General features: G+C 71.2%; 11 protein-coding genes. 3 read left to right on the top strand and 8 right to left on the bottom strand.

What is annotated here, in order from left to right; translation table 11 throughout:
* Nucleotides 1-22 precede the first annotated feature (22 nt).
* Nucleotides 23-1,471 (top strand): amino acid permease, encoded by a 1,449-nt coding sequence (locus AB0G28_RS31035; RefSeq protein ID WP_361097036.1) that lies wholly within the window; start codon nucleotides 23-25, stop codon nucleotides 1,469-1,471.
* On the opposite strand, the gene AB0G28_RS31030 is transcribed toward AB0G28_RS31035, so the two are convergent.
* The 3 genes from AB0G28_RS31030 to AB0G28_RS31020 all read right to left on the bottom strand — a co-directional run bounded on the left by AB0G28_RS31030 (nucleotide 1,449) and on the right by AB0G28_RS31020 (nucleotide 4,672).
* Nucleotides 1,449-2,231, bottom strand: coding sequence for a hypothetical protein (locus tag AB0G28_RS31030; protein ID WP_361096922.1), 783 nt, complete (start codon nucleotides 2,229-2,231; stop codon nucleotides 1,449-1,451). The two genes, AB0G28_RS31035 and AB0G28_RS31030, sit on opposite strands and share 23 nt — an antisense overlap.
* A gap of 8 nt (nucleotides 2,232-2,239) precedes the next feature.
* Nucleotides 2,240-3,595 (bottom strand): glutamine synthetase, encoded by a 1,356-nt coding sequence (locus AB0G28_RS31025; RefSeq protein ID WP_361096919.1) that lies wholly within the window; start codon nucleotides 3,593-3,595, stop codon nucleotides 2,240-2,242.
* 264 nt (nucleotides 3,596-3,859) lie between these two features.
* Nucleotides 3,860-4,672 (bottom strand): EamA family transporter, encoded by an 813-nt coding sequence (locus AB0G28_RS31020; RefSeq protein WP_361096916.1) that lies wholly within the window; start codon nucleotides 4,670-4,672, stop codon nucleotides 3,860-3,862.
* A gap of 342 nt (nucleotides 4,673-5,014) precedes the next feature.
* On the opposite strand from AB0G28_RS31020, the gene AB0G28_RS31015 reads away from it, so the two are divergent.
* Nucleotides 5,015-5,194 (top strand): hypothetical protein, encoded by a 180-nt coding sequence (locus AB0G28_RS31015; protein WP_004561029.1) that lies wholly within the window; start codon nucleotides 5,015-5,017, stop codon nucleotides 5,192-5,194.
* 130 nt (nucleotides 5,195-5,324) lie between these two features.
* On the opposite strand, the gene AB0G28_RS31010 is transcribed toward AB0G28_RS31015, so the two are convergent.
* The 5 genes from AB0G28_RS31010 to AB0G28_RS30990 form a co-directional block, all read right to left on the bottom strand.
* Nucleotides 5,325-6,506: an ROK family transcriptional regulator gene (locus tag AB0G28_RS31010; protein ID WP_361096913.1), complete on the bottom strand. Its 1,182-nt coding sequence runs from the start codon at nucleotides 6,504-6,506 to the stop codon at nucleotides 5,325-5,327.
* 12 nt (nucleotides 6,507-6,518) lie between these two features.
* Nucleotides 6,519-7,982, bottom strand: a complete 1,464-nt coding sequence (locus AB0G28_RS31005; protein ID WP_361096911.1) for an ABC transporter permease — start codon at nucleotides 7,980-7,982, stop codon at nucleotides 6,519-6,521.
* Nucleotides 7,983-8,002: 20 nt separating this feature from the next.
* Nucleotides 8,003-8,776 carry an ATP-binding cassette domain-containing protein gene (locus AB0G28_RS31000; protein WP_361096908.1) on the bottom strand — a complete coding sequence of 258 codons (774 nt, stop codon included), beginning with the start codon at nucleotides 8,774-8,776 and terminating at the stop codon, nucleotides 8,003-8,005.
* Nucleotides 8,777-8,865: 89 nt separating this feature from the next.
* Complete coding sequence (locus AB0G28_RS30995) at nucleotides 8,866-10,005, bottom strand: substrate-binding domain-containing protein (protein ID WP_361096905.1); 1,140 nt, start codon at nucleotides 10,003-10,005, stop codon at nucleotides 8,866-8,868.
* 545 nt (nucleotides 10,006-10,550) lie between these two features.
* A complete protein-coding gene (locus AB0G28_RS30990) occupies nucleotides 10,551-12,290 on the bottom strand; it encodes a DEAD/DEAH box helicase (protein WP_361096902.1) in 1,740 nt (579 codons plus the stop codon).
* 236 nt (nucleotides 12,291-12,526) lie between these two features.
* Here AB0G28_RS30990 and AB0G28_RS30985 point away from each other — a divergent pair, with 236 nt between their 5' ends.
* Nucleotides 12,527-13,678: a YihY/virulence factor BrkB family protein gene (locus AB0G28_RS30985; RefSeq protein ID WP_361096899.1), complete on the top strand. Its 1,152-nt coding sequence runs from the start codon at nucleotides 12,527-12,529 to the stop codon at nucleotides 13,676-13,678.
* Nucleotides 13,679-13,759: the final 81 nt, after the last annotated feature.

Here is a 13,759-nt window from a genome sequence, read left to right as displayed (position 1 = left end):
GGGTGAGCGGCGAACGCTGAACGTGGACGAGGTCCTGGACCGCCAGGACTCCGGGGAGCTCAAACGGCGGCTGCGCGGACGCGACCTGGTCGGGTTCGGCGTCGGGATCATCATCGGCACCGGCATCTTCACCTTGGCGGGGGTCGAGGCGAAGACGCACGCCGGGCCCGCGGTGACGTTGTCGTTCGTGCTCGGCGCGGTCGTCGCCGGGCTCGCCGCGCTGTGCTACGCGGAGCTCGCCTCCAGCGTCCCGACGGCGGGAAGTGCCTACACCTACGCCTTCGCCACCCTCGGCGAAGTGTTCGCCTGGATCATCGGCTGGGACCTGCTGCTGGAGTTCGCGCTCGGCGCCGCCGTGGTCTCGCGCGGCTGGTCGGGGTACCTGGCGAACCTGCTCGGGCTGTCGCCGGAGTGGTTCGGCGAAGACGCGAAGGTGAACGTCGGCGCGGTGCTCGTCATCGCCGTGCTGACGGTGGTCGCCGTGCTGGGCATCAAGGAGTCGGCCTGGCTGACCAACCTGCTGGTGTGCGTGAAGGTCGCGGTCTGCGTCCTGGTGCTCGCGGTCGGGCTGTTCTTCGTCAAGGGTGCCAACCTGACGCCGTTCGTCCCGCCGGCCCAGCCGCCCGCGGCGGGCACGACGGTGCTCGAGCAACCGGTCGTCCAGGCGGCACTCGGCCTGGAGCAGTCGGTCTACGGCCTCGCCGGGATGATCACCGCGGCCGCCGTGGTCTTCTTCGCCTACACCGGCTTCGAAGCGCTCGCGAACCTCGGCGAGGAGACGCTGAACCCGCGCAAGGACCTCCGGGTCGGCATCCTCGGCGCGCTGGGGGTGTGCGCGCTGCTCTACATCGGCGTGTCGATCGTGCTGACCGGCATGGTCCCGTTCACCGACATCGACACCGGCGCGCCGCTGGCCGACGCGTTCGACCGGGTCGGCCAGCACTGGGTGGGCGCGCTGATCTCGCTGGGCGCGGTGACCGGGCTGACGTCGGTGATGATGGTCGAGCTGGTCACGATCGGGCGGATCGGGTTCGCGATGGGCCGGGACGGCCTGCTGCCGAAGGCGCTCGGCACCGCGCACCCGCGCTGGGGCACCCCGCACCGGATGACCATCGGCGGTGCCGTCCTGATCGCCGTGCTGGCCGCGTTCATCCCGATTTCCGAACTGGCCGACATGGTCAGCATCGGCGCGCTGTCGGCGATGATCATCGTGGCGGTGGCGGTCCCGGTGCTGCGCCGCCGCCGTCCCGACCTGGACCGCCCGTTCACCGTGCCGTTCTCGCCGGTCGTCCCGGCCCTCGCGGCGCTGGCGTGCCTGTACCTGATGCTCAACCTCAACGTGCTCACGTGGATCCGCTTCGCGGTGTGGCTGGTGATCGGCCTGGTGATCTACTTCGCCTACGGCCGCCGCCACTCCCGCTTCGCGACCGGAGAGGCGAAGACGGCGGTCAGTCCCAAAAGGACGGAGTGAGCCCGGCGACGCGGGCCGCCTCGCGGACCACGCCGTCCCGGTCGGCGTCGACGACCACGAGCACGCCGAGCCCGGTCAGCGCCGCCGTCACCCATTCCACGGGCTGGTCGTGGATCCCGTTGTCGCCCAACGACGGGTAAGTGTCCACAACGGACAGTAGGGTCCCCTCGGCGCCGATGCGGATGCCCGCCAGGAGCACGAAGTGACCTCCGGGCGGGCGCCACCTGGACGTCCACAGTGGCGGGACGCCGGTGTCGAGGTAGTCGAGCAGCGCGCGTTCCGGGGTGTCGTGGGCACCGAGCTCGGCACCGTCGATCCGGGCGATCACCGCGACGCGCGGGACGTTCCACAGCCCGACGAGCAGGTCGAACAGCGACCCGGTGGTCCACTCCCCCGTCACCGGCACCGCCGTGAGCGTGCCCCGCGACAGCGACCCGACGGCCGACGCGAGCCCGGAAACCCGGGTGCCGGCCGCGGCCGGGTCGTCGACCACCGGCAGCGGCAGCCGGAAATCGCGGCGGCCCGCCTCGCCCCGCGGGCGCACGGCCGGGCCGCGGACCGTGCCCGCGGCCGCCGCGACGGCGTCCTGGTCGAGCCCGTCGAACCCGGCCGCCCGCAGCGCCGCGAGCCCGCAGAACGCGGCGGCCAGGCCGTCCTTCTGGGGCAGCTCCGCCTGGGCCACCGCGGCCAGCCGGGCCCCGCCCGGCAGCCACCGCACCCCGGACAGGTCGAGCTGCCCGCCGTCGATCCCCGAAGACATCGGTCCCCTCAATAGCGCCAAAGGTGGGCGGCGACGATCTCGTCCGCCGTGTGGTCGGCCGCCCAAGCGGCGTCCGACGCCCGGACGGCGCGGAAAGCGCCCAGCAGCTCGTCGCCGAGCACGCCGGCGATCCGCGGCGACGCCAGCAGCGCGGCGTCCTGTTCGGCGGTGTCCGCCGGCAGCGGCCGCACGCCGCGCGTCTCCCGCTCCCCGTCCGTCCAGCCGCCCGGGTCCTCGCCGATCGGCTCGGGCAGCGCGGGCGAGTCCTCGATGCCGGCCATCCCGGCGGCCAGCACCACGGCCAGGGCGAGGTACGGGTTGGCCGAGGCGTCGGACGTCTTGAGCTCGACGTTCGCGTGGTCGGCGCCCAGCAGCGGCGTGCCCGGGACGTACCGCAGCGGCGCCTCCCGGTTCTCCACGCCCCAGAACGCGTACGCGCCCGCGAAGTAGCCGGGCCGGAGGCGAAGGGTCGAGGGCACGCTCGGCGCGGTGATCGCGGTCAGCGCCGGCAGGTCGCGCAGCAGCCCGGCGAGGTAGCCGGCGCCGTCGCCTTCGGGCGTGTTCTCGGCGCCGTCGAGCAGGTTGCGGCCCTTGCGGCGGACGGAGGTGTGCAGGTGCCAGCCGTTCCCGGCCGCCCCCGACCCGACGAGCGGCGCGAAGCTGGCGGCGAGGCCGTGCGCGTGCGCGGCGGCGTGGATGGTCTGGCGGGCGAGCAGCTGGTCGTCGGCGGCGGAGACGGGATCGGTCGCGGCGAGCGACAGCTCGAGCTGGGCCACGCCGTACTCGGCGTGCAGCTGGCCGATCCGCAGCCCGTTGGCGGCGAAGTCGTGAAGGAGGGCCGCGACGAACCCGTCGAGGCCGACCAGGGCGTGCGGGCTGTAGGCCGGGCCGGGATGCCCGGGCGCGCCCACGATGTCGGTGCTGCCCGCGGGCGCGACGGCGAACTCGAGCTCGTAGCCGGCCCGGAACTCGAGCCCGCGCCGCGCGCCCTCCGCGACCTGCCGTTCGAGGACCGTGCGCTGGCAGTAGGGCCACGGCTCGCCGTCCTTGGCGACCTGCCGGACCGGCGCCCAGGCGAGCGCGGGCTGCCCGGCCAGCCGCCGCAGCCGGTCGACGACGGGCACGAGCCGGATGTCCCCGGACGGCGTCGCGAGGCCGGCGTGCCCGTAGGTGATGGCATCGTGGCTGTCGAAGACGGCGAACAGTGACGTGGCGCCGACTCCGCGGGTGGCGGCATCGGCCAGCCCGGCGACGGGGACGATGCGGGAGCGCGGGATGCCGTTGTTGTCCGCCCAGGCCAGGTGGACGCCGCCCACTCCGGCGGCGGCGAAGTCCTTCGCCGCGGCCGACGCCGCTTTCGTCATGACCACCCGCTTCCTGCCGCCCGGGCTCAGTATCCCGGGCCGGTGCGGCTGGGGCCATCACGATCCGGCCGGCGAAAACACCACCCGCCCTCCGAGGCCGGCCACGCTACCGAAAGTCGCGAATGAGTCATTCGGGACCTCGCACGTCCCGAATGAGTCATTCGCGACACCCGGCCGACAGCGCACAGCACCACTTCCACCACGGAGCACCGCGGCAGCGATCGACTTCGCCGGAACCCGGGCCCCGTGAGGGGACCCCCGGTTTCAGCCCGGCGGCTCCAGACCCGGCGGCTCCGGCCGCGCCGGGGCCTCGCGGCTCCGCACCGCCACCCCTCCCACCACCGCCAGCGTCCCCAAAGCCTCCGGCAGGCTCGGCACCTGGCCGAGCAGCACGAACCCCATCACTCCCGCCGTCACCGGGAGTAACGCCAGCAACACCGCGAAGCGGGCCCGGCCCACCCGTCGCAGCACCACCTGGTCGAGCGCGTACGGCACCACCGTCGACAGCACCCCGACCCCGATACCCAGCAGCAACAGCCGTGGCGAAGACCACACCTCGGCCGTCCCGGCCGCCAGCGGGGACAGCACCACAGTGCCCGCCGCGAAGCCGATCGCCAGGCTGTCGATGCCGTCGCCGTCCACCGCCACCCGCTTGCCCAGCAGGATGTAGCCCGCCCAGGCCGCCGCCGCTCCCAGGGCGAACACCACTCCCCAGAAGCTGCCCTCCAGGCGGACGTCCGCGATCGCCACCACCCCCGTGGCCACCAGCAGCACCGCCAGCACGTCCCGCAGCGTCCGGGACCCCAGCGCCGCCACGACCACCGGGCCCGCGAACTCCATCGCCACCGCCGTGCCGAGCGGCAGGCGGGCGATCGCCTCGTAGAAGAGCACGTTCATGCCCGCCGTCACGACGCCGAAGACGATCGCCAGGCGCAGGCGCCTCCCTTGCCAGGCCGCCCGGGGCGGACGGCGCCAGGCCAGCAGCACCACCGCCGCGCCGAGGCAGCGCAGCCAGGCCACCCCCGCCGGGGTCGCGTGACCGAAAAGACCGACCGCGACCGCCGCGCCGGCGTACATCGAAATTCCGCTGAGAACGAACAAGGCCGGAGCGGGTACCACGGAAAGATGTCGTGGGGAAGTCACCGAACTCACGATCCCATGGTGCCTGACCACGGAAAACGTAACTCTCCGGGTATTCGTCTCCTGGATTGCGGGACGCGGCTACGACATCCGGGGTAAATCGGCGTGACTCAGGTCCCACCGGCGCGGGAACACTTGCGGGCAGCGAAACGTCTGGAACAGTGGAAGCACGAACACCGCGGAGCCGGAGGCGATCGCCGCCACCGGCATCAGTCCCGAAGTGGGCGTAGCTGGATCGATGGCACCGGGCGACCGGTGCCGGGACGGAGGGAGACCCCCATGACATCGCCGACGCTCACCCGCCCCGAACTGACCGCCGCCGACCGCTGTGACCGGTGCGGAGCAGCAGCTCAGGTACGAGCCATCCTCAGCACGGGTGGCGAACTGCTCTTCTGCGGGCACCACGCCCGCGAGCACGAGGCCAAGCTCAAGGAACTGTCCGCCGACATCCAGCGGTAACACCAGACGAGCGAAAGGCGGCCGGTGCGCACAGGCGCCGGCCGCCTTTCTGCATCTTGCAGAATGCGTGGTCTTTATCACGGTACGGCCGCGAACCGCAGTGACTGCGGACACGAAAGCGGACAGAAAATCAGACAGAATCCAGCACGACTTCGAATGCCACTTCCGCGGCGCCCACCAGCTTCCCGTCGCCGCCCAGTGCCGAGCTGACGATCCGCGTGCCCCCGACCGCCCGGCTGACCAGGCTGCGGCGGCGCACCTCGGCGCCGACGTGCCGGAGCACCGCCTCCGGCAGCACCGTCAGCAGGTCGCCGAGGATCACCAGCTGTGCTCCCAGCAGGTTGACGACGTTGATCAGCCCCAGGGTCAGCCACTCGGCGAACTCCGCGAGCCGCGACAGCGCCGCCTCCGGGTCCCGGCCCAGCTCGCGCAGCTCGAACAGGATCGCGCCGCGCGGGGTGTCCTCGGGCAGCCCGAGCGCCCGGCAGAGCGCCGCTTCGCCGACCTCGGTCTCCCAGCAGCCGCTGCTGCCGCAGTAGCAGGGCCGCCCGTCCGGGCGGATCACCATGTGCCCGATCTCGCCGACGTAGCCGGCGCCGCCGCGCAGCGCCGACCCTTCGGCGATGACGCCGCCGCCCACCCCGACGTCCGCCGAGATGTACACCACGTCGGACGCCCCGCGGGCGGCCCCGCGCAGGTGCTCGGCCACCGCGCCGAACTCGGCGTCGTTGCCGACCAGGATCGGGATCTGCAGCACCCCGCCGAGCCGCTCGCCGAGTGCGACGTCGGTCCAGCGCAGGTTCGGGGCCTCGTGCACGTGCCCGTCCGCCCGCCGGACGACACCGGGCACCGACACCCCGGCCGCCACCGGCGTCACGCCGAGGTCGCTCGCCAGGATGTTCGTCGACTCGATGACGTGGGTGATGACCTCGTCCGGCTGCCCCATCCGGCCGCGCAGGTTCCAGCTGTTGCGGCCCAGGATCTGCCCGCCCAGCCCGACCAGGGCGATCGCGACGTGCTCGACCTGCAGGTCGACCGCGAGCACGACCGCCGCGTGCGGCTGGGGCAGGACCAGGAGCGAGGGGCGGCCCGCCCCTCGTCCCGGCCTCGGCACCTTCTCCTCGACGACGCCGGCTTCGGCGAGCCCGTCGACGAGGGTCTTGATCGTGCTCCGGTTGAGCCCCAGCTCGGCGGCCAGGGTCGCCCGGGTGCTCGGCCCGCCGACGTGCAGCAGGCGGAGCAGGGTCGTGCGGTTGTGCCGGCGCACCTCGTCCGGTCGAGCAACGGGCGAGCTGGTCACGGGTTTGATCATCCCACGGGCGGTTCAGCGCGCCGACGCAGCCGCGCGGCGCCGGGACAGCGCGTCGACCGTGGCGGCGAGGAGCAGGACCAGGCCCGTGATGATGTTGACCACCGCGGCCGGCTGCTTGAGCAGGCCCAGGCCGTTGATCACGACGGCGATCACGAGCCCGCCGACCACGGCGTCGGAGACCCGGCCCTTGCCGCCGAACAGCGACGTGCCGCCGATGACGGCCGAACCCACCGCGAACAGCAGCGTGTTCAGGCCACCGGACTGCGGGCTGACCGAACCGACCTTCGACGCGGCGACGATGCCGCCGATGGCCGCGACCGCCGAGCCGATGACGAACACGCTCGCCCGGATCTTCGGCACGTCGATACCGGCGCGGCGGGCGGCTTCCTTGTTGCCGCCGACCGCGTAGACGTACCGGCCGTACTTGGTCCGGTTGAGCACGTACGTGCCGGCCACGAGCAGCGCCAGCATGATCGGGATGACGTACGGGACACCCTCGATCGTGACGACCGCCTTGTTCGGCGAGCGGTTGATCGTCAGCAGCCAGGTCCCCAGCGCCGAAAGCACGACGAGCGCGCCGACCTTGACCATCATCAGCGCCGTCGGCTGCACGACCAGGCCGCGCTGGAGCCGCCTGAAGTGACTGATCACGGTGATCACCGCGAACCCGCCGGCGGCGACGAGGAAGAAGATCCAGCTGCCCAGGATGTTCAGGTTGCCGTTGGCGATCTTGTACAGGACGTCCGAGTTGCTGATGCCGATCGTGCCGCCCTCACCGATGAACTGCAGCAGGACACCCTGCCACACGATGAACAGTGCCAGCGTCACGACGAAGGACGGCATGCCGATCTTCGACACGAGGAAGCCGGTGATGGAGCCGATCGCGGTGCCGACGCAGATGGCCAGCAGGATCTCGAGCCAGGCGTTGGCGGGAATCCCGATCGCGACGATCAGCAGGCCGATCAGCGACAGCGCGGCGCCGGCCCAGATCCGCTGGTAGGCCGACAGCAGCAGAGCCACGGCGAGGACCGCGATGAACGTGATGAACACGCCGGGTCCCAGGAGGCCGAGCAGGTTTCCGTTCTGCACGTAGTGCAGGGCCATCACCGACGCGGCCGTGCCGGACGCGACGCCGGCGGCGAGGTCGATTTCCCCGAGCAGCAGCACGAAGACGATGCCCATCGCGATGATGATCACGCCCGCGCCCTGCGGGAACACGTTGGCGATGTTGGCCAGCGTGAAGAAGTTGTCCGACAGCGCGCTGAACAGGATGACGAGCACGAGCAGGCCGAACAGCGACGGCAGCGCGCCGAGCTCACCGGCCCGCAGGCGGGCGAAGTAGTCGCGGATCGCTTCGCCGGTTGACATCGATGTCGTGTCGATGCCGAAGTCGGAGATCGCCCCGGTCGGGGCCTGGGTCTGCGCGAGCGCCTCGGCGGGCGAGCCGATCTCGTGCTTGGCAGGGGATTCAGTCATTTCCGGTTCTTTCTTCCCGCTCACAGGACCACGGCTTCGGGCCGGGCCAGGCCGAGGTCACCGGAGCGACCGGCGGTGATCAGCTCCACGACCTGGCCGTGGGTGACGTCCTTCGTGTGCACCTCGGCGACGAGCCGGCCGAGGTAGAGCACGGCGATGCGGTCGGCGACCTCGAACACGTCGGCCATGTTGTGGCTGATGAGCACGACCCCCAAGCCCTGCTCGGCCAGCCGGCGGACCAGGTCGAGCACCTGCCGGGTCTGCGCGACGCCGAGAGCCGCGGTCGGCTCGTCGAGCACGACGACCTTGCTGTTCCACAGCACCGACTTCGCGATGGCCACGGTCTGCCGCTGACCACCGGACAGCGAGGAGACCGGGGTGCGGACCGACTTCACGGTCCGGACCGACAGGGAGGCCAGCGTCTCGCGGGCGGCCTTCTCCATGCTGGCTTCGTCGAGCTTCCACGCGTTGCCGCGTTCGCGGCCGAGGAACATGTTCTGGACGATGTCGAGGTTGTCGGCGAGCGCGAGGTCCTGGTAGACGACCTCGATGCCGAGGTCGGCGGCGTCGCGCGGGCCGCGGATGTGGGCGTCCTCGCCGTTGAACCGCACGGCCCCCGAGTCGTACGGGTGGATGCCGGCGATGCACTTGACGAGGGTCGACTTGCCGGCGCCGTTGTCGCCGACCAGTGCGGTCACCTCGCCCGCACGCACGTCGAAGTCCACGTCGTGGAGGACGTGGACCGGGCCGAAGCTCTTGTTCAGGCCCTTGATCTCGAGAATGGGCTCACTCATGGCTGGCTTTTCTCCTGGGTGGGGACCGGGCCGGGACGCGCCGTCGGGGTGCGCGTCCCGGCCCGGCTGTTCATGGGGTACCGCGGGGCTCAGGAGATGCCGAGCTCGCTGCACTTGGCGGCGAGGTCACCGGCGCAGATCTCGCTCGCCTTCACGTAGCCCTGGGTCACGACGGTCTTGATGTCCTTCGGCAGGATCGTCGTCGGGGTCAGCAGCACGGACTTGATGTCGCGGTTGTTCTTCGGGTCGTGCAGCTTGCCCGTCGCGATGGCGTCGGCACCGGCCTTGTCGCCCTTGGCCAGCGCGGCGGCCAGCTTCGCGGTCGCCTCGGCCTCTTCCTTGATCGGCTTGAACACGGTCATGTACTGGTCGCCGCGCATGATCGCCTTCAGGCCGTCGGCGGTGGCGTCCTGGCCGGTGACCGGGACCTTGCCGTTGAGGCCGTTGCGCTTGAGGACGGTGATGATCGCGCCGGCCAGACCGTCGTTCGCCGCGACGACGCCGTCGACCTTGCCACCGTTGTTGGTGAAGATCTGCTCGAACGTCGTGCCGCCGAGTTGGTTGTCCCAGTCGTTGATCGGCTGCTTCTGGAGCAGCTTCAGCGTGCCGGCGGAGAACAGCGGTTTGAGGACGGAGTCCTGGCCGTTGGTGAACAGCGTCGCGTTGTTGTCGGTCGGCGCGCCCTCGATCTGGACGACGCCCGCGCCCGGCTTGCTCTTCAGCGCGTCCGCCATCGCCTGGCCCTGGAGCTGGCCGACCTTCTCGTTGTCGAACGAGACGTAGTAGTCGGCGCTGCCGCCGAGGCTCGGGCGGTCGTAGTCGATGACCGGGATGCCGGCGGTCTTGGCCTTGGCCTCGACGGCGGCACCGACGGCCGGGTCGGACGGGGCGATGACCAGGACCTTGACGCCGGAGCTGATGAAGCCGTCGGCCAGCGTGGCGAACTTCTGGCTGTCGCCCTGGGCGTTCTGGACGTCGGCGTCGAAGCCCTGCGCCGCGAGGGCGGCCTGGATCATCGGCTTGTCGAAGGCTTCCCAGCGGGCGGAGCTGGCGGTCTCCGGCAGGATGACGCCGACCTTGCCGTTGGCGCCGCCACCGGCGGCCGGGGCCGACGAGGAAGCGGAGTTGCTTCCCGTGCCCCCGCTGTTCGAACTGTTGGTACCGCAGGCGGTCAGCACCAGGCCGGCGCTCACCGTGGCGGCGAGGAGGGTAAGGGTTCTGCTGCGCATCCTCGTTCCTTCCGGATCCAAGCATTGGTGACGAGCGGCCGTCGGCGTGTGCTTCGGGCCAGCGAGGCGGCGATCCGGGAGGCCCGGCGCACCGTCGCGCATATGTTGTGGGCGACAACATATGCCGCTGAGCGGCTGCGGGGAAGATAGCTGGATCGATTAAATGACACCAATTGGACACGGTTCGGCAACACGGGCTGAACCTCGCCCGGAAAGAGTAGATCCGCTGACGATGTGATCGCCAGCACTCACGGTAAGTTACAGGGAAGTTTCCCGGGGACGGGTGGTTGCTCCGCTCGTGTGCACCGAGCGCAACCCTGTGGCGAATCCACGGTTCCGAGGCGGGATTGGTCGCCGACTTGCGGAACGGCGCGGCCGTCGTGCCCGGACGGCCATCCGGCCAGGGACGGACGGGCAGTCAAAAGGTGACAGCGCAATACAGAGCGTCACAAGCCTCGCGGTGCGGTGACGCCGCCGCCCCGGGAACGGACGGTGATCGCCGGAACTTCAGCCTCCCGGGCGACACCGGGCGCGCCGGGCCGGCTTCACCAGGAGCGAAGCGTGACGATCCGCTCTTCGAGCTGCTCCACGGTCGCCATGGCGGTCACCGGCCCGCCGCACACGCGCCGCAGCTCGTTGTGGATCGCGCCGTGGGGCTTCTTCGTCCGGTGGTGGTACATGCCGACCAGCGCGTTCAGCTCCTTGCGCAACGCGCCTAGCCGCTCGCTCACCGACTGGGAGCGGGCCGGCTGCGGCGCCGCCGGCTCCTCCTTCGCCGGCTTGCGGCGCTTCTCGTCCGCGATCTGCTCTTCCTGCCGCTTCCGCAGCAGCGCGCGGACCTGGTCCGGCTCCAGGAGCCCCGGCAGGCCGAGGTACTCCTGCTCCTCGTCGGAGCCGGAGAACACCGCCGTGCCGAACGAGTTGCCGTCGTAGATCACCTGGTCGAGCTCGGCCGAGGCGCCCAGCGACGTGAACGCCTTCTCCTCTTCGCCCGGCTCGTCCTCGGTGCGGTTGGCCTGGGCGAGGAGCTCGTCCTCCCAGCCTTCCTTCTCCCGGTGCGGCTTGCCGAGCACGTGGTCGCGCTGGGCTTCGAGCTCGCTGGCCAGCTCCAGCAGGACCGGCACCGACGGCAGGAACACGCTCGCCGTCTCGCCCTTCCTGCGCGCCCGCACGTACCGGCCGATCGCCTGGGCGAAGAACAGCGGGGTCGACGCGCTCGTCGCGTACACCCCCACCGCCAGGCGCGGGACGTCGACGCCTTCCGAGACCATGCGGACCGCCACGATCCAGCGCTCGTTCGTCTCGGAGAACTCCTTGATCCGGCCCGACGCCTTCGGGTCGTCCGAAAGCACCAGCGTCGGCGTCTCGCCCGAGATGCGTTCCAGGATCTTCGCGTACGCCCGCGCCGAGTCCTGGTCCGTCGCGATCACCAGGCCGCCCGCGTCCGGCACGCTCTGGCGGACCTGCGACAACCGCGTGTCGGCGGCCTGCAGCACAGCCGGGATCCATTCGCCCGCCGGATCGAGCGCCGTGCGCCACGCCCGGGCGTTCTGCTCCGCCGTCAGCGGCTCGCCGAGCCGCGCGGTGAACTCCTCGCCCGCGCTCGTGCGCCAGGACGCCTCGCCCGAGTAGGCCAGGAAGACGACCGGCCGGACCACGCCGTCGGCCAGCGCGTCCGCGTAGCCGTACGCGTGGTCGGCCTTGCTGCGCTGGAAGCCGCCCGCGTCCGGCTCGTAGGTGACGAACGGGATGGCCGAGTCGTCGGACCGGAACGGCGTCCCGGTCAGGGACAGCCGCCGGACCGCCGGGGTGAAGGCCTCGCGGATCGCGTCACCCCAGGACTTGGCGTCGCCGCCGTGGTGGATCTCGTCGAGGATCACCAGCGTCTTGCGGTTCTCGGTGCGCACCCGGTGCAGCGTCGGGTGCGCCGCGACCTGCGCGTACGTCAGCGCGACGCCGTTGTAGTCCGACGACGTGACGCCGGTGGTGTTGCGGAAGTTCGAGTCGATGGCGATGCCGGCCGCGGCGGCCGAGGCCGCCCACTGGTGCTTGAGGTGCTCGGTCGGGGTCACGATGGTGATCGCCTCGACCGTGCGGTCACTCAGCAGCTCGGCGGCGATCCGCAGGCCGAACACGGTCTTGCCGGCGCCCGGCGTCGCGACCGCGAGGAAGTCCTTCGGCTTCTGCGTCAGGTACTTGGTGAGCGCCCGCCGCTGCCACGCCCGCAGCGGGCGCGCGGTCGAGTCCTTCTCCGCGGGAGGCGCCCCGAGCTGCGTCTCCGTCATGCCGGTCCCCCCTCGCTCAAGTGCTTGACATACGGCTGTGACGTGCGAAAACCCTCACTGTGGCACCGACTGCTGCTTCATTGGGCGGCCGGCGACTTGCGGTGAGGGCACTGGAGCGAGTCTACCGGCCGGGTCCGACAGTTCCGGGCACCGGCACGGGTGATGTCCGCCGACACGCCCGGCCGCAGGGGGTGTGACGAGCCAAATCAGCACCGATGGACCATGCTGGACACGTCATGGGTGAGGTGCAGCCGTCCGAAGCGACGAAGGTGGCCCGCAAGGGGCCGTGGCGCCTCATCACGCGCACGTTCGCCAAGGCGTGGGAGGGCAACGTCTTCTCCGAGGCCGCGGAGGCGGCCTTCTGGCAGACGTTGTCCCTGCCGCCGCTGCTGCTGGGGCTGCTCGGCAGCCTGGGCTTCGTCGGCGAGTGGTTCGGCCAGGACGTGGTCACCGCGGTGCACGACCGGATCATCGGCTTCTGCCGGACGGTGTTCAGCACCAACGCCGTCCAGGACATCATCGAACCGACGGTGAACAGCATCCTCACCGTCGGCAAGGGCGAGATCGTCTCGGTCGGCTTCCTGATCTCGCTGTGGGCGGGTTCGTCGGCGATGTCGTCGTTCGTGGACGCGATCACCGTCGCGCACGACCAGTACGGTGTCCGCAACGACGTCTGGCAGCGGATCTTCGCGCTCCTGCTCTACCTGTGCGGCCTGGTGATCCTCGTGGTCGGGCTGCCGCTGCTGGCGATCGGTCCCGACCTGCTGCCGGAGTTCTTCCCGCTCGACTGGCGCCCGACCGTGACGTCGTGGGTGAGCGCGCTGTACTTCCCGACCCTCGGGGTGATGATCACCCTCGCGCTGACCACGCTGTACAAGCTGGCGCTTCCCCGGAAGCTGCCGTGGCACCGCGGGCTGCCGGGCGCGGTGCTCGCCATGGTCGTGTTCCTGCTGTCCTCGGTGGGCCTGCGCGTCTACCTGAACTGGATCACCAAGACCGGCTACACCTACGGCGCGCTCGCGGCGCCGATCGCGTTCCTGCTGCTGATGTTCTTCATCGGGCTGGCCGTGGTCGGCGGGGCCTACTTCAACAGCGCGATCCAGGAGCTGTGGCCGGCCAAGGCGACCCGGCGGCAGCGGCGCAAGTGGCGGCGGCTGGAGATGGAACGCGCCTCCGAGCGGCTGCGCTCGGAGGAGGGCCGCACGCTGTGGGAACGCTCGACCACGCCGCTGCGGCGCCCGCGCGCCGAAGACGTCTCCCCCAACGGCACCGAGCCCGAGCCGTCCGAAGAGGACACGCCGTCACCGAGCGCGCCGGAACCGGCACCGAGCGCTGCTCAGGGTCGCGGGTCCACCGAAGGGACGACCCGGAATCCACCCTCAGACTGAGTCGCTCCTCAGATCGGACATGGGACGCTCTGCGGGTCACTGACGACGGCGGGGGCCACTGTGCCTTCTTCGTCATTCCCG

The organism is Amycolatopsis sp. NPDC021455 (genome assembly GCF_040640995.1).
In the GTDB taxonomy this organism is placed as follows: domain Bacteria; phylum Actinomycetota; class Actinomycetes; order Mycobacteriales; family Pseudonocardiaceae; genus Amycolatopsis.
Note: the sequence above shows the minus strand (reverse complement) of the source record. Positions and strands in the feature narration are given on the sequence as shown.

What these genes read in the sequence shown, in the direction of transcription:
- AB0G28_RS30990 (WP_361096902.1), bottom strand. Translation starts at nt 12,290, where the DNA reads ATGACGGAGACGCAGCTCGGGGCGCCTCCCGCGGAGAAGGACTCGACC.
- AB0G28_RS31010 (WP_361096913.1), bottom strand. Translation starts at nt 6,506, where the DNA reads ATGATCAAACCCGTGACCAGCTCGCCCGTTGCTCGACCGGACGAGGTG.
- AB0G28_RS31005 (WP_361096911.1), bottom strand. Translation starts at nt 7,982, where the DNA reads ATGACTGAATCCCCTGCCAAGCACGAGATCGGCTCGCCCGCCGAGGCG.
- AB0G28_RS31000 (WP_361096908.1), bottom strand. Translation starts at nt 8,776, where the DNA reads ATGAGTGAGCCCATTCTCGAGATCAAGGGCCTGAACAAGAGCTTCGGC.
- AB0G28_RS30985 (WP_361096899.1), top strand. Translation starts at nt 12,527, where the DNA reads ATGGGTGAGGTGCAGCCGTCCGAAGCGACGAAGGTGGCCCGCAAGGGG.
- AB0G28_RS31030 (WP_361096922.1), bottom strand. Translation starts at nt 2,231, where the DNA reads ATGTCTTCGGGGATCGACGGCGGGCAGCTCGACCTGTCCGGGGTGCGG.
- AB0G28_RS30995 (WP_361096905.1), bottom strand. Translation starts at nt 10,005, where the DNA reads ATGCGCAGCAGAACCCTTACCCTCCTCGCCGCCACGGTGAGCGCCGGC.
- AB0G28_RS31020 (WP_361096916.1), bottom strand. Translation starts at nt 4,672, where the DNA reads ATGTACGCCGGCGCGGCGGTCGCGGTCGGTCTTTTCGGTCACGCGACC.
- AB0G28_RS31015 (WP_004561029.1), top strand. Translation starts at nt 5,015, where the DNA reads ATGACATCGCCGACGCTCACCCGCCCCGAACTGACCGCCGCCGACCGC.
- AB0G28_RS31025 (WP_361096919.1), bottom strand. Translation starts at nt 3,595, where the DNA reads ATGACGAAAGCGGCGTCGGCCGCGGCGAAGGACTTCGCCGCCGCCGGA.